This is a genomic window from Maricaulis sp., assembly GCF_017642925.1.
Classification (GTDB): domain Bacteria; phylum Pseudomonadota; class Alphaproteobacteria; order Caulobacterales; family Maricaulaceae; genus Maricaulis.
Genome location: NZ_JAEPOL010000002.1, coordinates 293,722 through 309,404, shown reverse-complemented (window position 1 = coordinate 309,404; position 15,683 = coordinate 293,722). Strand labels below are relative to the sequence as shown.

General features: G+C 64.3%; 11 protein-coding genes and 1 pseudogene. 4 read left to right on the top strand and 8 right to left on the bottom strand.

From position 1 onward, the window contains the following. Positions 1–144: 144 nt before the first annotated feature. A complete protein-coding gene (locus JJ918_RS02945; protein ID WP_291883024.1) occupies positions 145–276 on the bottom strand; it encodes a hypothetical protein in 132 nt (43 codons plus the stop codon). 71 nt (positions 277–347) lie between these two features. On the opposite strand from JJ918_RS02945, the pseudogene JJ918_RS17210 reads away from it, so the two are divergent. Then, positions 348–484, top strand: a pseudogene (locus JJ918_RS17210) (IS6 family transposase); the annotation flags it as partial. Positions 485–622: 138 nt separating this feature from the next. Here the strand turns inward: JJ918_RS17210 and JJ918_RS02940 are convergent. Further along, positions 623–1,513, bottom strand: a complete 891-nt coding sequence (locus JJ918_RS02940) for an SDR family NAD(P)-dependent oxidoreductase (RefSeq protein ID WP_291883021.1) — start codon at positions 1,511–1,513, stop codon at positions 623–625. A 357-nt stretch (positions 1,514–1,870) separates the two neighbouring features. Between JJ918_RS02940 and JJ918_RS02935 the strand changes: the two genes are divergently transcribed. Further along, positions 1,871–3,454, top strand: coding sequence for an AMP-binding protein (locus tag JJ918_RS02935; RefSeq protein WP_291883018.1), 1,584 nt, complete (start codon positions 1,871–1,873; stop codon positions 3,452–3,454). 13 nt (positions 3,455–3,467) lie between these two features. Next, positions 3,468–4,181 carry a TetR/AcrR family transcriptional regulator gene (locus tag JJ918_RS02930; RefSeq protein ID WP_367277623.1) on the top strand — a complete coding sequence of 238 codons (714 nt, stop codon included), beginning with the start codon at positions 3,468–3,470 and terminating at the stop codon, positions 4,179–4,181. Positions 4,182–4,243: 62 nt separating this feature from the next. Here JJ918_RS02930 and JJ918_RS02925 read toward each other — a convergent pair whose 3' ends face one another. The 6 genes from JJ918_RS02925 to JJ918_RS02900 all read right to left on the bottom strand — a co-directional run bounded on the left by JJ918_RS02925 (position 4,244) and on the right by JJ918_RS02900 (position 13,017). Beyond that, positions 4,244–5,905 carry a carboxylesterase family protein gene (locus tag JJ918_RS02925; protein WP_291883013.1) on the bottom strand — a complete coding sequence of 554 codons (1,662 nt, stop codon included), beginning with the start codon at positions 5,903–5,905 and terminating at the stop codon, positions 4,244–4,246. Further along, positions 5,902–7,272 carry an MFS transporter gene (locus JJ918_RS02920; RefSeq protein WP_291883010.1) on the bottom strand — a complete coding sequence of 457 codons (1,371 nt, stop codon included), beginning with the start codon at positions 7,270–7,272 and terminating at the stop codon, positions 5,902–5,904. The genes JJ918_RS02925 and JJ918_RS02920 overlap by 4 nt, the downstream gene beginning before the upstream one ends. Before the next feature lie 230 nt (positions 7,273–7,502). Then, positions 7,503–9,161: a carboxylesterase family protein gene (locus JJ918_RS02915; protein WP_291883006.1), complete on the bottom strand. Its 1,659-nt coding sequence runs from the start codon at positions 9,159–9,161 to the stop codon at positions 7,503–7,505. Positions 9,162–9,165: 4 nt separating this feature from the next. Further along, positions 9,166–10,488: a hypothetical protein gene (locus JJ918_RS02910; RefSeq protein ID WP_291883004.1), complete on the bottom strand. Its 1,323-nt coding sequence runs from the start codon at positions 10,486–10,488 to the stop codon at positions 9,166–9,168. After that, on the bottom strand, positions 10,481–12,148 hold the full coding sequence (locus JJ918_RS02905; protein WP_291882999.1) for an MFS transporter: 1,668 nt from the start codon (positions 12,146–12,148) through the stop codon (positions 10,481–10,483). The genes JJ918_RS02910 and JJ918_RS02905 overlap by 8 nt, the downstream gene beginning before the upstream one ends. Positions 12,149–12,321: 173 nt before the next feature. Then, on the bottom strand, positions 12,322–13,017 hold the full coding sequence (locus JJ918_RS02900; protein ID WP_291882996.1) for a TetR/AcrR family transcriptional regulator: 696 nt from the start codon (positions 13,015–13,017) through the stop codon (positions 12,322–12,324). Between the two features lie 290 nt (positions 13,018–13,307). Between JJ918_RS02900 and JJ918_RS02895 the strand changes: the two genes are divergently transcribed. After that, positions 13,308–15,587: a TonB-dependent receptor gene (locus tag JJ918_RS02895; protein WP_291882993.1), complete on the top strand. Its 2,280-nt coding sequence runs from the start codon at positions 13,308–13,310 to the stop codon at positions 15,585–15,587. The last annotated feature ends 96 nt before the right edge of the window (positions 15,588–15,683 follow it).

Sequence of the window (15,683 nt, the reverse complement as noted above, 5' to 3'; positions counted from 1 at the left end):
TTCGGCGCCGGTGCCGTCTTCGCCAATGGCGCCATGCTCGGCCTGGAAGTCAGCCTCGCCGGCATCGGAGACGGCGACTTCAAAGCCAACTCCGCACGCATCAACCTCAGACTCCCGCTCAGCCTCGGACGGTAGCGGGGGGTGTCAGTGAGCGATCTGGCGCTTCTGGCTGGGCGGGTCGTGCACGAGCAGGCTGCCGGTCTTGAAATAGTCCATCACCCTGGCGCGGGCACTGTTGGAGGAAAATGCATTTTGAGCACCTTGGCGTGAAATCATAGCGTTTTCCGATGCGTAGTCCGCTTCGGTATTTCAAGGCCTCGCCCTAGACCATCTGCCTCGCGGTAGTGATGAACGTCCGCTTCCCGCTCTCGCTTCGAAACGTCGCGAACCTGCTCCACGAGCGCGGCATCGACACCACCCATGAGACGGTTCGCTTCTATTGAGCCGTCTCGTGCCGATCTTCGCGCAACAGATCTGCAAGCGCCCGGCCCTTCGAGACTGCTCCGCTTTTGTCTGACACCACCGCCATACTTCCCTGCCATTGCGAAGAGTGCTGCATTTCCTCCGGTCTGCGGCGGGCGAGGAGGATGCCGTCCTGACGGCGCCGGCTGCCCCGAACCGGCTACTCCGCAGCTTGATCAGGCGATGTGTAGCCGGCTTTTTCCAGTTCGAGGCGGCTTTGGTCGAAGCCCTGTTCGGGGATGATCTCGCGGCTTCTGTCGGTGAGTTCGGACCAGCGTTCGAGCAGGGTCTCGGCCATGTCCGGTCCGTCGGCGATATGGATGCCGCGGGTCAGGGTGATGTGGGCCAGTTCGAAACCGCCTGCGCCGGCGCACAGGATCTGGCGCGTCGGAGCGTCCTTCGAACACAGGGCGAGGACGGCCGGGCTGACACGGCCGGGGTCGAGCCGTTCGAGCTGCTCGGCCGGCAGTATGCCCTCCATCATCTGCGTGGCCGCTGTCGGCGCCAGGCAGTTGACGTGGATGCCGTACTTCTTGCCCTCAAGCGCGAGCGTGTTCATCAGCCCGACAAGGCCGAGCTTGGCGGCGCCGTAATTGGACTGGCCGAAATTGCCGTACAGGCCCGATGACGAGGTCGTCATGACGATCCGGCCATAGCCCTGGTCGCGCATGACCTGCCAGACCGCCTTGGTGCAGTTGGCGGCACCTGTGAGATGCACGTCGAGGACCAGCTGGAAGTCCGAAAGCGGCATTTTCGCGAAGGTCTTGTCGCGCAATATGCCGGCATTGTTGACAAGAATATCGATCCGGCCCCAGTGCGCCATCGCGGTGTCTGCCATGGACTGCATGGCGTCTGCGTCTGTGACCGAGCCCTGAAAGGCGATGGCCGAGCCGCCCTTGCGGCAGATCTCTGCCGCGACGGTTTCGGCCCCTTCTCCGAGGTCATTGACCAGTATGTGAGCGCCCCGCGCCGCAAGAAGATGAGCGTGCGAACGGCCCAGACCACCACCGGCACCCGTCACGATGGCAACCTGTCTAGAAAGATCGATCATATACCTCTCCCCCGGGGACGTTCGATGTCCCGTACAAACCGAATCTGGCACGGTGAAGTGCCCTGATCGCATCCCCTAGCACGATCGGGCGGGCCATGTGAACTTATTCGCTCACAGTATAATGAACATTGACAAGGGTCTGGGCAGGCGGCTAGTTTTGCCTTGTGTACCAGTGGGGTTGCATCGTGTTGCCGGTCGTCCTGTCGCGATTGGACCCCTCTTTCCGCAATTGGTCCGGCCTGCGCTTCGCGCGGGTGCGGTGCTCCCCATCCGGGCCTGTTCCGAACAAGAGACGGAGCGAATTGCCGAACTTCCCGGACGGCAATCTGCTTCCTCGACAACAAGTGTGTATCCGCGATGCAGACCTACTCGCTTACCATCGACAAATTCCTGGACCACGCAGCGAAATGGAACGGGCAGCGCGGGGTCGTGTCGGCCGGGGGCGAAGCAGGGGTGGACCGCCTTTCCTACGGGGCACTGCGACGGCGGGCGAACCTTTTATCGGGGGCGCTCGGGTCTCTGGGGCTTTCGATGGGAGACTGTATCGGAACGCTCGGCTGGAACACGCAGCATCATCTTGAAGTCTACTATGCGTCGATGGGCTGCGGGCTGGTCTGTCATACGCTCAATCCCCGCCTCACGCCGTCCCATCTCGCCGCCATGATCAATGAGGCCGAGGACCGGGTCATCGCCGCGGCTTCCAGCCTTGCCGATCTTGTGGCCGCGCTTCTGCCGCTCTGTCCGGTGATCGAGCACGTGATCTGGCTTGATGGCGACGGTCCGGCGAAAATGTGCTGCGCAGGAGAGGCTGTCCGGTTCTGGCCGTACGAAACCCTTCTGCAATCCTGCGGCAAGCCGGTGGCCTGGGGCGGGTTCGACGAGAATACGCCGGCAGGACTGTGCTATACATCCGGCACGACAGGCCGGCCCAAAGGGGTCCTCTACACGCACCGCTCGAACTATCTGCACACGCTGCGCGCACTCCAGGCCGACGCTATTGCGTTGACCGGCCAGGACACGGTGCTGGTTGCGGTGCCCATGTTTCATGCCAATGGATGGGGCTTGCCTTTCGCGGCGCCGGCCGTGGGCGCGCAGCTCGTTTTGCCCGGACGCCGTGCCGATGGTGCCAGCCTTGCCAAGCTGATGCGCGAGGAGGGTGTGACGCTGGCCGCCGGCGTCCAGACGATCTGGGTTGGTGTTATGGACCATCTCGATGAGACCGGCGGCGAACTGCCGGACCTCAAGCGGGTTCTGATCGGTGGTTCGAAATGCCCCGACAGCCTGATCCGCCGCATGGAGACGCGCCTGGGGGTCGAGGTGCAGACCAGCTGGGGCATGACGGAGTTGTCGCCGGTCGGTACGATCGCGCCGCCGGGGGCACCAGCGCAGGCCCTGCAATCATCCGGGCGTCCGCCATTGGGGCTCGATCTCAAACTGACCGACCGGGACGGCCGTGAACTGGCGGAGCAGCGAAATGTTGTCGGGCACCTCAAGGTGAAGGGCGCGAGCGTGTTGGACCGGTATTTCCGGGCCGATACGGACGCTCTGGACGAAGACGGTTATTTTGACACCGGCGATCTGGCATCGCTCGACGATGACGGCAATCTGACGATCTGCGGCCGGGCCAAGGACCTTATCAAATCCGGGGGCGAGTGGATCAATCCCGCCGAGATCGAGGAGATTGTGGGGCGGCACCCCGATGTGTGCCAGGTCGCGGTGATCGGCCGTGCGGATCCGAAATGGGGCGAACGGCCGGTGCTCATCGTTGAGCCCAACCAGGGCATGAAACCGGACCAGGCTGCCCTGCAAGGTGTCCTGCGCGGGCAGGTCGCTGACTGGTGGATTCCCGATCAGCTCATTCTGGTCGATGCCATGCCGCTCGCCCCGACCGGCAAGATCGACAAGCGCAGGCTGCGGCTTGACTATGCGACGGCAGGATAGGACCGGGACGAGTATGACGGGCCAATCGCGAAAAAATACAGACGGTGCCCGCGCGAAGGCCGTGTCACAGCCTCGGCGCCGGGCGCGTCGCTCCAAGGCTGAACAGCGCGCGGAAACGCTGGAGCAGATCCTCGATGCGGCGGAATACCTGTTTTCGCGGCACGGTCTGCACGGCGTGACGTTGCGCGATGTCGGCAAGCGTGTCGGCATCCACACCACGCTGCTGCACTATTATTTCGACGACAAGAAACACCTGTTCGAGGCCGTGTTTGCGCGGCGGGCCGCCGTGACGAGCGAACGCCGCATGACGGCGTTGTCGGAGTATGAGGCACAGGCCGGCGACACGCCGACGGTCGAGGGTGCGCTGCGCGCGTTTCTCGATACCGATCTGGATCTCTATTTCGAAGGTGGCGAGGCCTGGATGAACTACGCCTCCTTCTGTGCCCGGGTCAGCAATACCCCTGAAGGCGCCGAGCTGATGGACGCCCATTTCGATCCCGTCGTGCTGAAGCTTGTCGGCATACTCAAGCGCGCCCTGCCGGATCACAGCGAAGAAGACATCTTCTGGGGCTATCACTTTGTCACCGGTGCCCTGATGACGACGCTGGCCCGCACCGGCCGGATCGATCGCCTCTCTGACGGTGTCTGCCACGCCGATGACTTTCCCGCGATCAAGCACCGGATCAGTGACTTTCTGGCCGCCGGCTTTATCGCGCTGAAACAATAGCGCCACGCCCGGGTGGGCGTGGCGCTCAGGCAAGGGGGTTCGGGTGTGTCGCGGAGGCGGGACTATTCGCAATCCGGCTGTCCGGCGGGGACCGGCGGAGAGGCCAGCCCGACATTCCAGTGCCAGCCCTGGCCGCCAGCGGCCCGGCGGCGGCAAACCAGTTCCTCGACAAACTCATACATGCCCGGCAGCACGTTTTCGCCCGCCTGCGGCGTCTCGGTGAAATGCATGTAGGCGCGCGTCTGTCCGTAATTCGGCCAGGCCGCCGCGCCGTCCGCGGCCGGTTCGCCGGTGCGCGCAAAGCTGGACCAGTATCCGGTCATCGCATCGGCATAGGCGGCTTCTTCCGGCGTATCCGGCAGGGGCGGCCAGTAGGGCGGCGTGCGCTGCGTATTGCCGAACATGTAGGGCAGTTCGGCTGCGTGGAAAGCGTGCAGGCCCCGCTCGTCAGCGGCGGGGTAGCCGTGGTCGAACATGTAGAGATAACCCGGTTGCCCGAGGGCTTCCTGACTGCGGACCAGGCGCTCAGCAGTCCAGCTGTACAAGGCGTCGCGGGTGGTCTCGTAGATGCTCTCCTGCAGGTCGTCGCTTGGGTAGAGCCGCAGGAAATCTTCGGCCATGTCGCCATAGAGCTCGCGGATACGGCTCTCATAGGCTTCGGCGCTCTCCGGCATGGCGGGCGCCAGTGCCGTCAGTGTGCGGATCTCGCCCTGGTTGAACCCGGCGATGATCGGCACGGCGGCCTGCTCGCCTCGATCGAAGGTTTCGACCAGTTGCCGGGGCAGGATGTGCCCGTCGATCGTGCCAGAAGTGAGATAGCCGGCGGCCAGGGCGCCATTGGTCACGGCTTGGGCATCCATGGCGCGAAGTTCGGCGATATCCGCTGCTCCCAGCTGGTTGGCGATATAGGTGCCGACGGCTTCGGCCGCGAAGGCGCCGTGGACCGGACGTTTGAGTTCCGGCGTCGAGATCATGTAGGCGCTCTGGGCGATGGCGCGCGAAAACAGGCCGCGCGCGGCGGGTGCAGCCATCAGATACATCACGCTCAGACCGCCGGCGGATTCACCGGTGATCGTGACATTGTCCGCATCGCCGCCGAATGCGCCGATATTGTCCTGTATCCAGCGCAGGGCCTGGATCTGGTCGAGAAGCCCGTAATTGCCGGACACGCCATCGGGCGATTCCGCACTGAGTTCGGGGTGGGCCAGATAGCCCAGGACACCCAGACGGTAATTGATCGACACGACGATGATGCCGTCCTGCGCCAGGCGGGCGCCGTCATAGAGCGGCTCCCGGGTCGACCCGGCCGACAGCGCGCCGCCGTGGATCCACACAAGAACCGGTGCGTTGTCGGCATCTTCCGGTGCCCAGATGTTCAGGCTGAGACAGTCCTCGCTGACCGGGGTGATGTCGGAGGCGTAGATACTGGTCGTCTCGCGCACGCGCTGCACACAGGACGGGCCGTAATCGTGTGCCTGCAGCGTGTCCTGCCAGGGTTCCATGGGCTGCGGGGGCGTCCAGCGGGCCTCGCCGACCGGCGGCCGGGCGTAGGGGATGCCCTTGAAGATGTGAAGCCCGCCTTCGGCCTGTCCGGAGATCGGTCCGGCCGGCGCCTCGACGACCGGCGCGTCTTCCGTGCCGGCCTGGGCGCAGGCGGCAGAGCCGGCGAGCAGGCAGGCGAGGGCGCCGGCCCTAAGGGCGGGCGTATCGAGTTTCCAGGTCATGAGGCACCTCCTTGCTTGGCCTCTTCGCGCGCGAGCACACGCGCCAGGGCGAGGAACAGGGCGATCGCCAGGCCGTAGAACGGTACCAGCGTGTACAGGGCGATCTGCAGGGAATTGTCGGGAAAGCTGACGCGGAAGACGTCGCTGGCAATGCCGACATAGGTCGGCCCCAGGCCAAGCCCGATGAAATTCATCACCAGCAGGAGCAGGGCGCCGGACATCACGCGCTGGTCCGGCCGGACTTCTTCCTGAACAAGGGCCACCGAGGACGACAGATAGAAGTAGTTCAGGAAGCTCGGGCCGATCAGGAACAGGGTGGCCAGCTGCCAGCCGGGCGCCCAGACAAATCCGATATAGAAGGGAATGCACAGGGCCAGCGAGGCGGCCGGGATCAGCGCGTAGTAGCGTTTGGAGATCCGGGTGAAGCGGTCGATGGCCCAGCCGGACGTGAAGATGCCGGCACTCATGCCGATCCCCACGACCAGGGCATACCAGACGGCGATTTCGTTCAGGGTCATGCCCTTTTCGCGCATCAGGAAGAGTGCGGTGAAATTGCCGAGGCCGTAGGTGATGAACTGTGTCGCGCCACTGCCCAGCGCCGCCAGCATGAGCGCTTTGTGGGAGAAGAACATTTTCAGCGTGACCCAGAAGCCGGACGGTTCGGATGCAAGTTCCGGATTGGGCTCGTCCAGCCCGCCGCGCCTGGGTTCGCGAACGAACACGGCGACGACAATGGCGGCGACCAGGCCGACGCCACCAAGCACGTAGAAGGCATCGCGCCAGCTGAAGGCCGCGGCGATCGATGCGCCGAAAGCGATGCCCAGCGCGGCCCCGATCGGCGGGCCGAGATTGAAGATACCCAGCGCGGTACCGCGGCGGCCCTTGGGGAAATAGTCGGTGATGATCGCATAGGAGGGCGGCACGCCGCCGGCTTCGCCGAAGCCCACCGTCATGCGCGCCACGACAAGCTGGCCGTAATTGCGGGCTGCACCGCAGGCGATCGTTGCCGCGCTCCAGATCGCACAGGCCAGCGCCAGGATACCGACGCGGTTTGTCTTGTCGGCAAGCCAGCCGACGGGAATGGCGATGAAACAGTAGAAGAAGGCGAAGTAGAGCCCGCCGATCAAGCCCAGCTGGCTGTCCGATATGCCCAGCGTGTCCTGGATCGGCTTGGCCAGGATGGACAGGAGCTGGCGGTCCAGGAAGTTGAGGACGTAGACAAAGCACAGGATGCCCAGCACCACCCAGGCGCGGCGCCCGGGGGCTGGCGGGTTGTCGGCCGTATCCCCGGTCGGCTCAAGCCGGGGCTGCACACCCGGTTCGGCGGGAATCTGGGTGATGTCGGGGCTTGGCGGTTCAGCGCTCATGCCTGGCCCTCCCCTCGCGGGGCCGGCAGGCCGAGTGGCGCGTTATTCGAACGGATGCCCGCAACGGGGCATTCCGGATAATCCGGCATGTGACGCACCGGTGTCCTCCCGAAAACTCTGGCTCTCTTGGCCTGTTTGAAGCGCATCTTGAGCGGGCCGGACTCGCGATGTCAACATTCATTCTAATGTGTGTGAATAACATTTTGCCAAGCCGCCCCGGACCGCCGCGACTATTCTTCGGCAGCTCCCGCGGTCTGGCAGGTCTGCGGCGCATTGATCCCGACCTGCAGGAACCACTGCTCGTTGCGGGCGCGTTGCCGCGCGACCCAGTCGCGGTGGAATTCGTACATGCCGGGGACCGGGTCGCGTTCAAGATGCGGCGTGCCGTCGAAGCGCATGAAGGACTGGTCCTGCGCGTAGGGCAGCCAGTCCGGCCCGTCTTCGCTGACCGGCTGGCCGGTCGCGGCGAAGGACACCCAATAATCGATCATGGCTGTGGACAGGGCCGCGTCCCTCTCGTCGACCGGTGCGGGCCAGTTCGCGGTCAGCGCAGCCGTCTCGCCGGTCTGGCCGAACACGAAAGGCAGTTCGCTGGCGTGAAAGCCGCAAATACCGCGTGCTTCGGCAGCGGGATAGCAATGATCGAACATGTACAGATAGGCGGGAGCTCCGATGTCGGTCTGGGATCGGACAAAGTGCTCGCCGGCCCAGCCGTAGACCGTGTCCCGGAAAGCATCGAAGGTCGCCTGTTCCGGGTCGTCAGGGGGATAGATCGCCAGATACGCGTCCGCGTATTCCCCGTATCCGCACCGGATGCGCTGTTCATACGCGTCGGGTGTGTCCGGCGCCGCTGGCACCAGGATGCGCTGGGTTCGCAGCTCGTCGCTGTTGAAGCCGGCCAGCAGCGGCACGGCCGCCTGTTCGTTGCGGTCGAGCACGTCGATAATCTGTCCCGGCAGGGCCCACCCTTCGACCGTGCCCTGGCTGTTGAACCGGAGACGCGCGGTCTCCTGCGTCAGTGTTTCGGCATCCATCTCTCGCAGGCCGGCGATTGTGGTGCGTCCCAGGGCCTGGCCCATTCGCAGGCCGGTATCCTCTGCGGAGGGCAGGCCGAAGACGGCCCGGTCCAGTTCGGGAAAGGCGCGGAGGTTTGTGCTCTGGACGATGGCCTTGTCGAACAGGCCTTCGGCAAGTGGCGAGGCCAGAAGATAGGTCACGCTCAGGGCACCGGCAGACTCGCCCATCACGGTCACATTGTCCGGGGCGCCGCCGAAGCCCGCCACATTCTCCCGGACCCAGCGCAAGGCTTCGATCTGGTCGAGCAGACCGTAATTGCCGGACACGCCGTGCGGCGATTCCGCGCTGAGTTCGGGGTGGGCCATCCAGCCCAGCGCGCCAAGCCGGTAGTTGATGGACACGAAGACAATGCCCCGCTCGGCGAAGACGGTACCGTCGTACATGTGCTGCGCCGCGCCGCCGATGCGCAGGGACCCGCCATGAATCCACACCATGACCGGTGCGTCCGCTGCGTCCTCCGGCGCCCAGACATTGAGGCTGAGACAGTCTTCGGACATCGCGGCCGGCGGGTCATTGTAGATACTGCTGGCGGGGATGGATTGCTGAACGCAGCTAGGCCCGAAAGCCGTCGCGGCCAGAACGCCGTCGCGGGGCAGGACCGGCTGCGGTGCGCGCCAGCGCAGATCGCCGACAGGGGCGCGCGCATAGGGAATGCCCTTGAAACTGACGACGCCGTTCGCGCTTATGCCCTGCACGGTCCCGCTCGCGGTCTGGACCCGGGGCGCCGATGCCGTTTCGGGTTGGCTGCACCCGGTCAGAAGGAGCGCTGCGAGCGCGGAAAGGGCGGTCAGGGGCGTTGCGATACGGGTCATCAGGCTACCTCAGAGCGCGTTCAAGCAGGCGTTGAAAGGCGAGCGTCGTTTCCGTCACGGCGGCAGCAGACACGCAGCGCGCGTCATCGTCCGCGACGTGATGGAATTGGTGGACGCCGAAAATGCCGGCAACCGGCGCATAGCCGGCCTCGATCACATTGGTGAGTTCGCCAGCAGACAGTTCCTCGCTGGAGTACGGGGCCTCCAAGCCGGACAGCCCGGCGAATTCCTCCGCGGCGGCCGGCACGAGATGCGGGCTCACGACGAGATAGCGTTGGGAATCCGTGCCGGGTAGGGGGCGGCGCGCGCCGACACCGGAATGCCAGTCCCGGGCTGCGAGATTGGCGCCGAGATGCAGCCAGAAGGCCGTTTCGCCGGGCGGCGGCACCACGTTGTGGAGCAGCTCTTCCGCGCCGAGATACTGGTATTCATGGCCGCTGTTGCAGACAAAGGACAGGTCGAAGTCCTGCGCGTGCCGGCTCGTCCAGCGCGCCATGTGCAGCCAGGCCGCGATGCCGCCGCCGCGTTCGCCGGCGCAGGTGAACCAGCCCGACCGCGGCGTCGAGACGACCAGCCACCGGCCTCGGCCCCGGTCCAGTGTGCCGACCAGATTGAAGGCCGGACGGCGGCCTCCTTGCCCGGTGATCGTCAGACTGACCGGTTGCGATGCCTGGGCCGCCGCAAGGAAGGGGGCGGCATCGTCCGGTGCCATCAAGGCGATCGGCCTGTCATGGAGCGGCGCTCGGCCGTCCGTATTCAGGGCGATGATCTGGCCGCTCGGCCCGTTCGTGATGATCACGCAGGCCAGCGCGCCCTGTTCGAAGGCCGCCCGGACCGGTCCGGCCACGCCCGGCCAGAACATGGATGACCAGCGCGCATGGGCCAGATCGACCAGGGCTATCACGCCGGCGAGCGGCCGGTCTGCGCGTCCGGCGCTGTCGACGCGGACGAGCGGCGCTGTCAGGCCGTCCGGCGGTGTCGTCTGCACAATGGGTTGCGGCCAAAGGTGTGCGCGGGCATCGCCGGCGATGATTTCGGATGTTTCCGGATTGAACCAGGGGGCCGAGAAGGACTGTCTTTGCGTCCGGAAGCCGATCGCCTCCAACTCTTCCTCCAGCCAGGCGCCACAGGCCTCGTCGCCCGGACCGCCCGACTGTTTGTTGCCGAAGCCGATATAGCGCTGCAGATCCCGGGCGATGCTGTCATGGGCATCGCCGGGCGTGTCGGCGGACGCAGCCGGCGCTGCGGCGATGAAAGGGGTGGCGGCCGATGCCGCCAGAAAGCCGCGACGGGTCGCCGAAAGACCGGTCCTGTTTCCGCTACGCATCGATATTCCTCCGGAAGGTCTCCGGCAGGAAGAGAATGCCGACAATGGCGGTGATCCCGGCGATCACCACGGGATACCAGAGGCCGAAATGGATGTTTCCCGTTGCCGCAACCATGGCAAAGGCCGTGGTCGGAAGGAAGCCGCCGAACCAGCCATTGCCGATGTGATAGGGCAGGGACATCGATGTGTAGCGCACGCGCGCCGGGAAAAGCTCGACGAGCATCGCGGCCAGCGGCGCATAGGCTGCCGTCACCATCAGCATGATCGCGACAATGATGGCGATGACGAGCGGCCGGTTGATCCGGGCCGGATCCGCTTCGCTGGGATATCCGGCCGCGATCAGCTCCGTGCCAACCTCGGAGCGGAAAGCATCAATGGCGGCCGCCAGGCTGCCGGCATCGTGCTGTGCCGGATCGGGTGCGGTGATGACCGTGCCGCCGACATGAACCTCGGCGACCGAACCGGGCTGGGCGCCGGCATTGGTGTAGTTGATGCCGTTCCGCGCCAGATAGGCCTTCGCGATGTCGCAGCTTGAGGAATCAAAGGTGTTCCGGCCGATCGGGTCGAACTGGACGGAGCATTCATCGGCCACTGCGACGACGGTGACAGGGGCCTCCCGGACCGCGCGGGCGAGTTCCGGATTGGCCGCGTGCGTGAGGGCCTTGAACAGCGGAAACAGGGTGAGAGCGGCCAGGATGCAGGCCGTCATGATGATCTTCTTGCGGCCGATCTTGTCGCTCAGCCATCCGAAGAAGACAAAAGTCGGCGTCGCGATGATCAGCGCGATGACCAGCAGCACATTCGAGGTCGCCGGGTCCACATCCGCGATCCGCTCCAGATAGAAGAGCGTGTAGAACTGGCCCGTATAGCCGATCACCGCCTGGCCGGCGACGCCGCCGAAAAGCGCGATGAGCACGTATTTGAGGTTTGGCCAGCGCCCGAAGGCTTCCGCCAGCGGCGCCTTCGACGTTGCGCCCTCATCCTTCATCTTCTGGAAGGTGGGGCTTTCCGACAGCTGGAAGCGGATCCACAGGGAAATCGCCAGCAGGAAGATCGACAGCAGGAAGGGGATCCTCCAGCCCCAGTCCGCGAAAGCGTCCTCGCCCATCAGCCCCCGCAGGCCGATGACCAGCAGCAGGGCCGCAAACAGGCCGATCGTGGCGGTGGTCTGGATGAAGCTTGTGAAGAAGCCGCGGCGCCCTTCCGGCGCGTGTTCGGCGACATAGGTTGCCGCACCGCCATACTCGCCGCCGACGGCGAGCCCCTGAACGAGGCGCAGCCCCACAAGGATTACTGGCGCGGCGATACCGATCGTGGCGTAGTTCGGCAGGAAGCCGACGGCGAAGGTCGACAGGCCCATCAGGCCCATGGTGACCAGGAAGGTATATTTGCGCCCGACCAGATCGCCGATGCGGCCGAACACAATCGAGCCCAGCGGCCGGATGGCAAAGCCGGCGGCGAAGGCGGCAAGCGCCAGGATGAAGCCGGTCGTCTCGTTCACGCCCGAGAAGAACTGGGCGGAGATATAGCTGGCAAGCAGCCCGTAGAGATAGAAATCGAACCACTCGAACATTGTGCCGAGTGACGAAGCGGCAATGACCTTGATGTCACGGCGTCTCAGATCGCTCGCAGCGGTCGCTGCGTTCGCTGTGTCGGCCATCGGCCGTCCTCCCCTTGATGTCACCGCAACGGGGCGGTCTGGTGCCGGTTTCACGCTGCGGGTTTGTGCTGCGCTCACACGGAGACGACACAAACGAAAGTTATTCGCTCGCGTGATAGTGAAATAGGATATCGGCGAGATCAAGGGGAAAGACGGCGGTCGGGCCGGTCGCGTCAGTCCTTGGTATCGGGGGCAGGTCCGCAGATCTTGTGGAAGCCTGCGGCCATGAACTGGGCCATGCGGGACTTGACTGCGGCGTAGTCGTCCGACTTGCACAGCCCGCCGGACAGCTTGTCGATCCGTCCGGTGCGGGCCAGGGTCAGCATCAGAGCGCCGCTGACGAAGTGATAGCCCCAGAAGATGTTCTCTTCCGACGCGTGCGGCAGGGCTTTCTTGAGCAGACCGATCAGTCGCAGCACGACCGGGTCGAAATGCTGATCCATCAGCTCGGCGCCCCATTCGGGCGTGTTGGCGACCTGGGCACTCAGGGCGCCGTAATTGCGCCAGCCCGGGCCGCCCTCGATGTAGAGATCGAGGTCTGTGTCCAGGAAGGCATGCAAGGCGCCCTCGACGGTCGGGTTGTCACCGGCTTCTGCCTCGTAAGCCTCCAGCGCCTTCATCCGGCGCTCGCAGGTGACGGCGGCCCGGCGCGCGAAGACGGCGTCGAAAAGCGTCTGTTTGTCCTTGAAATAATAGTTCAGCAGCGTGTGGTGGACGCCGACATCGCGTGCGACATCCTTCAGCGTGACGCCGTGCAATCCGTTGCGGGAGAACAGAAACTCGGCAACATCGAGAATCTGTTCCGTTGTTTCAGCGCGCTTTTCGGCCTTGGTCTGACGCTTCCGCGGGGCTTTGCGTTCCGCTGCCAAAGGCTGTCCTTTCGAATCGTTCCGTCCGCCTGCTGCAAGGCGTGTATGCCTGTCATAAACGCCCGGGCGGTCGCCTTACAATAGGCTTGCCGCAATGTGGGCGCTCCCGGCCCCGCTTTCATCCCTCCCTCTAAGATGTTGATGTCGCAGCAGGCATGCGCCGGTCGGCGGCCCGCGTGAAAATTTCGCTCGGAAAGATCTTCACACACTTGTCAGTGAATATATTTGCCGGTAGCGTGATGCCGTGATCAACGAGGTTGGCAAAAGACCGACCAGGGGAGGAAGTAGTGATGAAATACGTACTCTGTGCGTCCGTTTCCGCGGTCGCTCTTATTGCCTTGCCATGTCCGGCCCTTGCCCAGACGAGTGGCGAAACGGCAGCAGAAGAAAACCAGCAAAGCTCCGACCGGGACGACGTCATCGTCGTGACGGCGACCCGCCGCGAAATGAACGTCCAGGACATTCCGCTCAGTGTGACCGCGTTTTCCCAGGAAGAGCTGACGACGAAGGGGATCGTCGGCTATGAGGGCCTGGCGCTGGAAACACCCGGCGCGGTGCTCAACAAACCGACCGCCAACTTCAATACGTTTTCGGTACGCGGCGTGGCCACCAATGGCTATGGCGCCAACCTGCAGAACACGGTGGCGGTTTATATCGACGAGCTTCCGATCTCGGCCAACGGCAACTCGACCCAGCTGGACTCAACGCTGTTCGATGTCGAGCGCGTCGAATTCCTGCGCGGCCCGCAGGGTACCCTTTTCGGATCCGGCTCGCTTGCCGGCGCCGTGCGCATCCTCACCCGCAGTCCCGATCTTGACGAGTTCGACGCCGAACTTCTGGTCGATTTCGGCCTGACCGAGGGCGACTCCTTCCGTCAACGCTACAACGGCATGGTCAACATCCCGCTGGTCGAAGACCGGCTTGCGCTGCGGGTCGTCGGCTTCTACCGAAACGAGGAAGGCTGGGTCGAAAATATCGGCACGGGAGAGGATAATGCGAACACGCTGGAGTCCTTTGGCGGCCGCGCGATCCTGCAATGGGAGCCGACCCCGGACACGTCGGTGCGCTTCATGTATCTGCATGAGACCAGCGAGCCGGAAGATTCCCAGCTGATCAATCCGAACCTCGGCACGGACCGGGATCAGCGCCGCACGCGCCGTCCCGACATCTTCGCCGGCTATCTCGACTCCTACAATATCACGCTGGACCATGATTTCGGCTTCGCCAACTTCACCAGTTCGACGACCTTCTCGAACTACGACCAGTCCTTCATCATCGACCTGGATGCGACGTTCGGCGGCTTCATTCCCTTTGCGCTCGATGCCCTCGCCTATGACGAGGCCTTCGTGCAGGAAATGCGGCTGGTGTCGCAGACAGACAGCCGCTGGGACTGGGTTGTCGGTGCCTTTTACTACTACAAGCGTCGCGATGTGGACTATAACTACCGGTCCGATCAGGCCTTCCTAGATGCATTCGGAATGACGGGGCTTCCGGACGAGTACTATTCGCGCAGCTCCAGCCATTTCGTGTCGCACGAGCTGGCAGCCTTCGGCGAGCTGACCTACCGGTTCAGCGACAATTTCTGGCTGACCGGCGGCATGCGCTACGGCTCGCTGGATGTTCAGGGCTTTGCCGAGGAAGGCGGTTACACGAGTAACTACCTTGCCCGCGCGCTCGCCGGCCTTTCCGGCCCGCTTACCGTGACGCCCAATGTCGCTGCGGAGGGCGATGAAGGTGTCGAGGAAGGACCGTCCTTCAAGTTCAGCGCCTCCTACAAGCCGATGGACAACATCACGCTCTACGCCACCTATGCGACGGGCTTCCGGACGCCGGTGGTGAATGCGCGCGGCGGTCTGCCCAGCACGGTCGACCCCAGTGACATCGTCATCCCGTACGGCGCCGTTTCGGACGAGCTCGAGAATTTCGAGATCGGTCTGAAGGGCAACTGGTTCAACAATCGGCTCTCGGCCAATATCGCGGCCTACCTGATCGACTGGAGCGACATTCAGGTCCAGGCAAATCGCGTCTCCGACCAGGTACAGTTCGCGACCAATATCGGCGGTGCGACCAGCCAGGGCATCGAGTTCGAGGTCAATGCCATGCCCACTGACGGGCTGAATATCGGCATCAACGGCTCCTTCAACAGCGCCGAGGTCGACGAACTCACGGCCACGCAGGCCGCCATTTCCGGTGCGGTTCTCGGTGCGCCCATGGCCTTCCCGGAATTCCAGGGCTCCATCTATGTGAACTATGCCTGGAGTGCCGGGCCGAACACGCTGGCCTTCGCCAACGTCAATGCCCGGCATGTCGACGGATTCGTGAACCAGTTCCCGAACGTGCCGGGTCGCCCCGGCGTCCAGTCGCCGACCTACGCCCCGACGGAAGACTATCAGACCGTCAACGCGTCGCTGGGGGCTCATTTCGGCGAGAACTTCACGGCGACGGTCTATGTCGAGAACGCCTTCGACAATGACTCTCTGATCTACTCGCACCCCGAAGCCTTTGCCGACGCCCGCTTCAGCACGCTACGTCCGCGGACGATCGGGGTCCGGCTGAACTACCGGCACTAGCTTGGGGAACGCTGGCGGTTCCTTCCACGGCCAGCGTTTACGTACCGGTTCCATCGCCTCAGCGATGGAACCGGTACGTGCTGCCCCTTGCAGCGG

Bases quoted from the DNA above. Each gene is read 5' to 3' on its own strand.
- JJ918_RS02945 (WP_291883024.1), bottom strand. From the start codon at position 276: ATGATTTCACGCCAAGGTGCTCAAAATGCATTTTCCTCCAACAGTGCC.
- JJ918_RS02940 (WP_291883021.1), bottom strand. From the start codon at position 1,513: ATGATCGATCTTTCTAGACAGGTTGCCATCGTGACGGGTGCCGGTGGT.
- JJ918_RS02935 (WP_291883018.1), top strand. From the start codon at position 1,871: ATGCAGACCTACTCGCTTACCATCGACAAATTCCTGGACCACGCAGCG.
- JJ918_RS02930 (WP_367277623.1), top strand. From the start codon at position 3,468: ATGACGGGCCAATCGCGAAAAAATACAGACGGTGCCCGCGCGAAGGCC.
- JJ918_RS02925 (WP_291883013.1), bottom strand. From the start codon at position 5,905: ATGACCTGGAAACTCGATACGCCCGCCCTTAGGGCCGGCGCCCTCGCC.
- JJ918_RS02920 (WP_291883010.1), bottom strand. From the start codon at position 7,272: ATGAGCGCTGAACCGCCAAGCCCCGACATCACCCAGATTCCCGCCGAA.
- JJ918_RS02915 (WP_291883006.1), bottom strand. From the start codon at position 9,161: ATGACCCGTATCGCAACGCCCCTGACCGCCCTTTCCGCGCTCGCAGCG.
- JJ918_RS02910 (WP_291883004.1), bottom strand. From the start codon at position 10,488: ATGCGTAGCGGAAACAGGACCGGTCTTTCGGCGACCCGTCGCGGCTTT.
- JJ918_RS02905 (WP_291882999.1), bottom strand. From the start codon at position 12,148: ATGGCCGACACAGCGAACGCAGCGACCGCTGCGAGCGATCTGAGACGC.
- JJ918_RS02895 (WP_291882993.1), top strand. From the start codon at position 13,308: ATGAAATACGTACTCTGTGCGTCCGTTTCCGCGGTCGCTCTTATTGCC.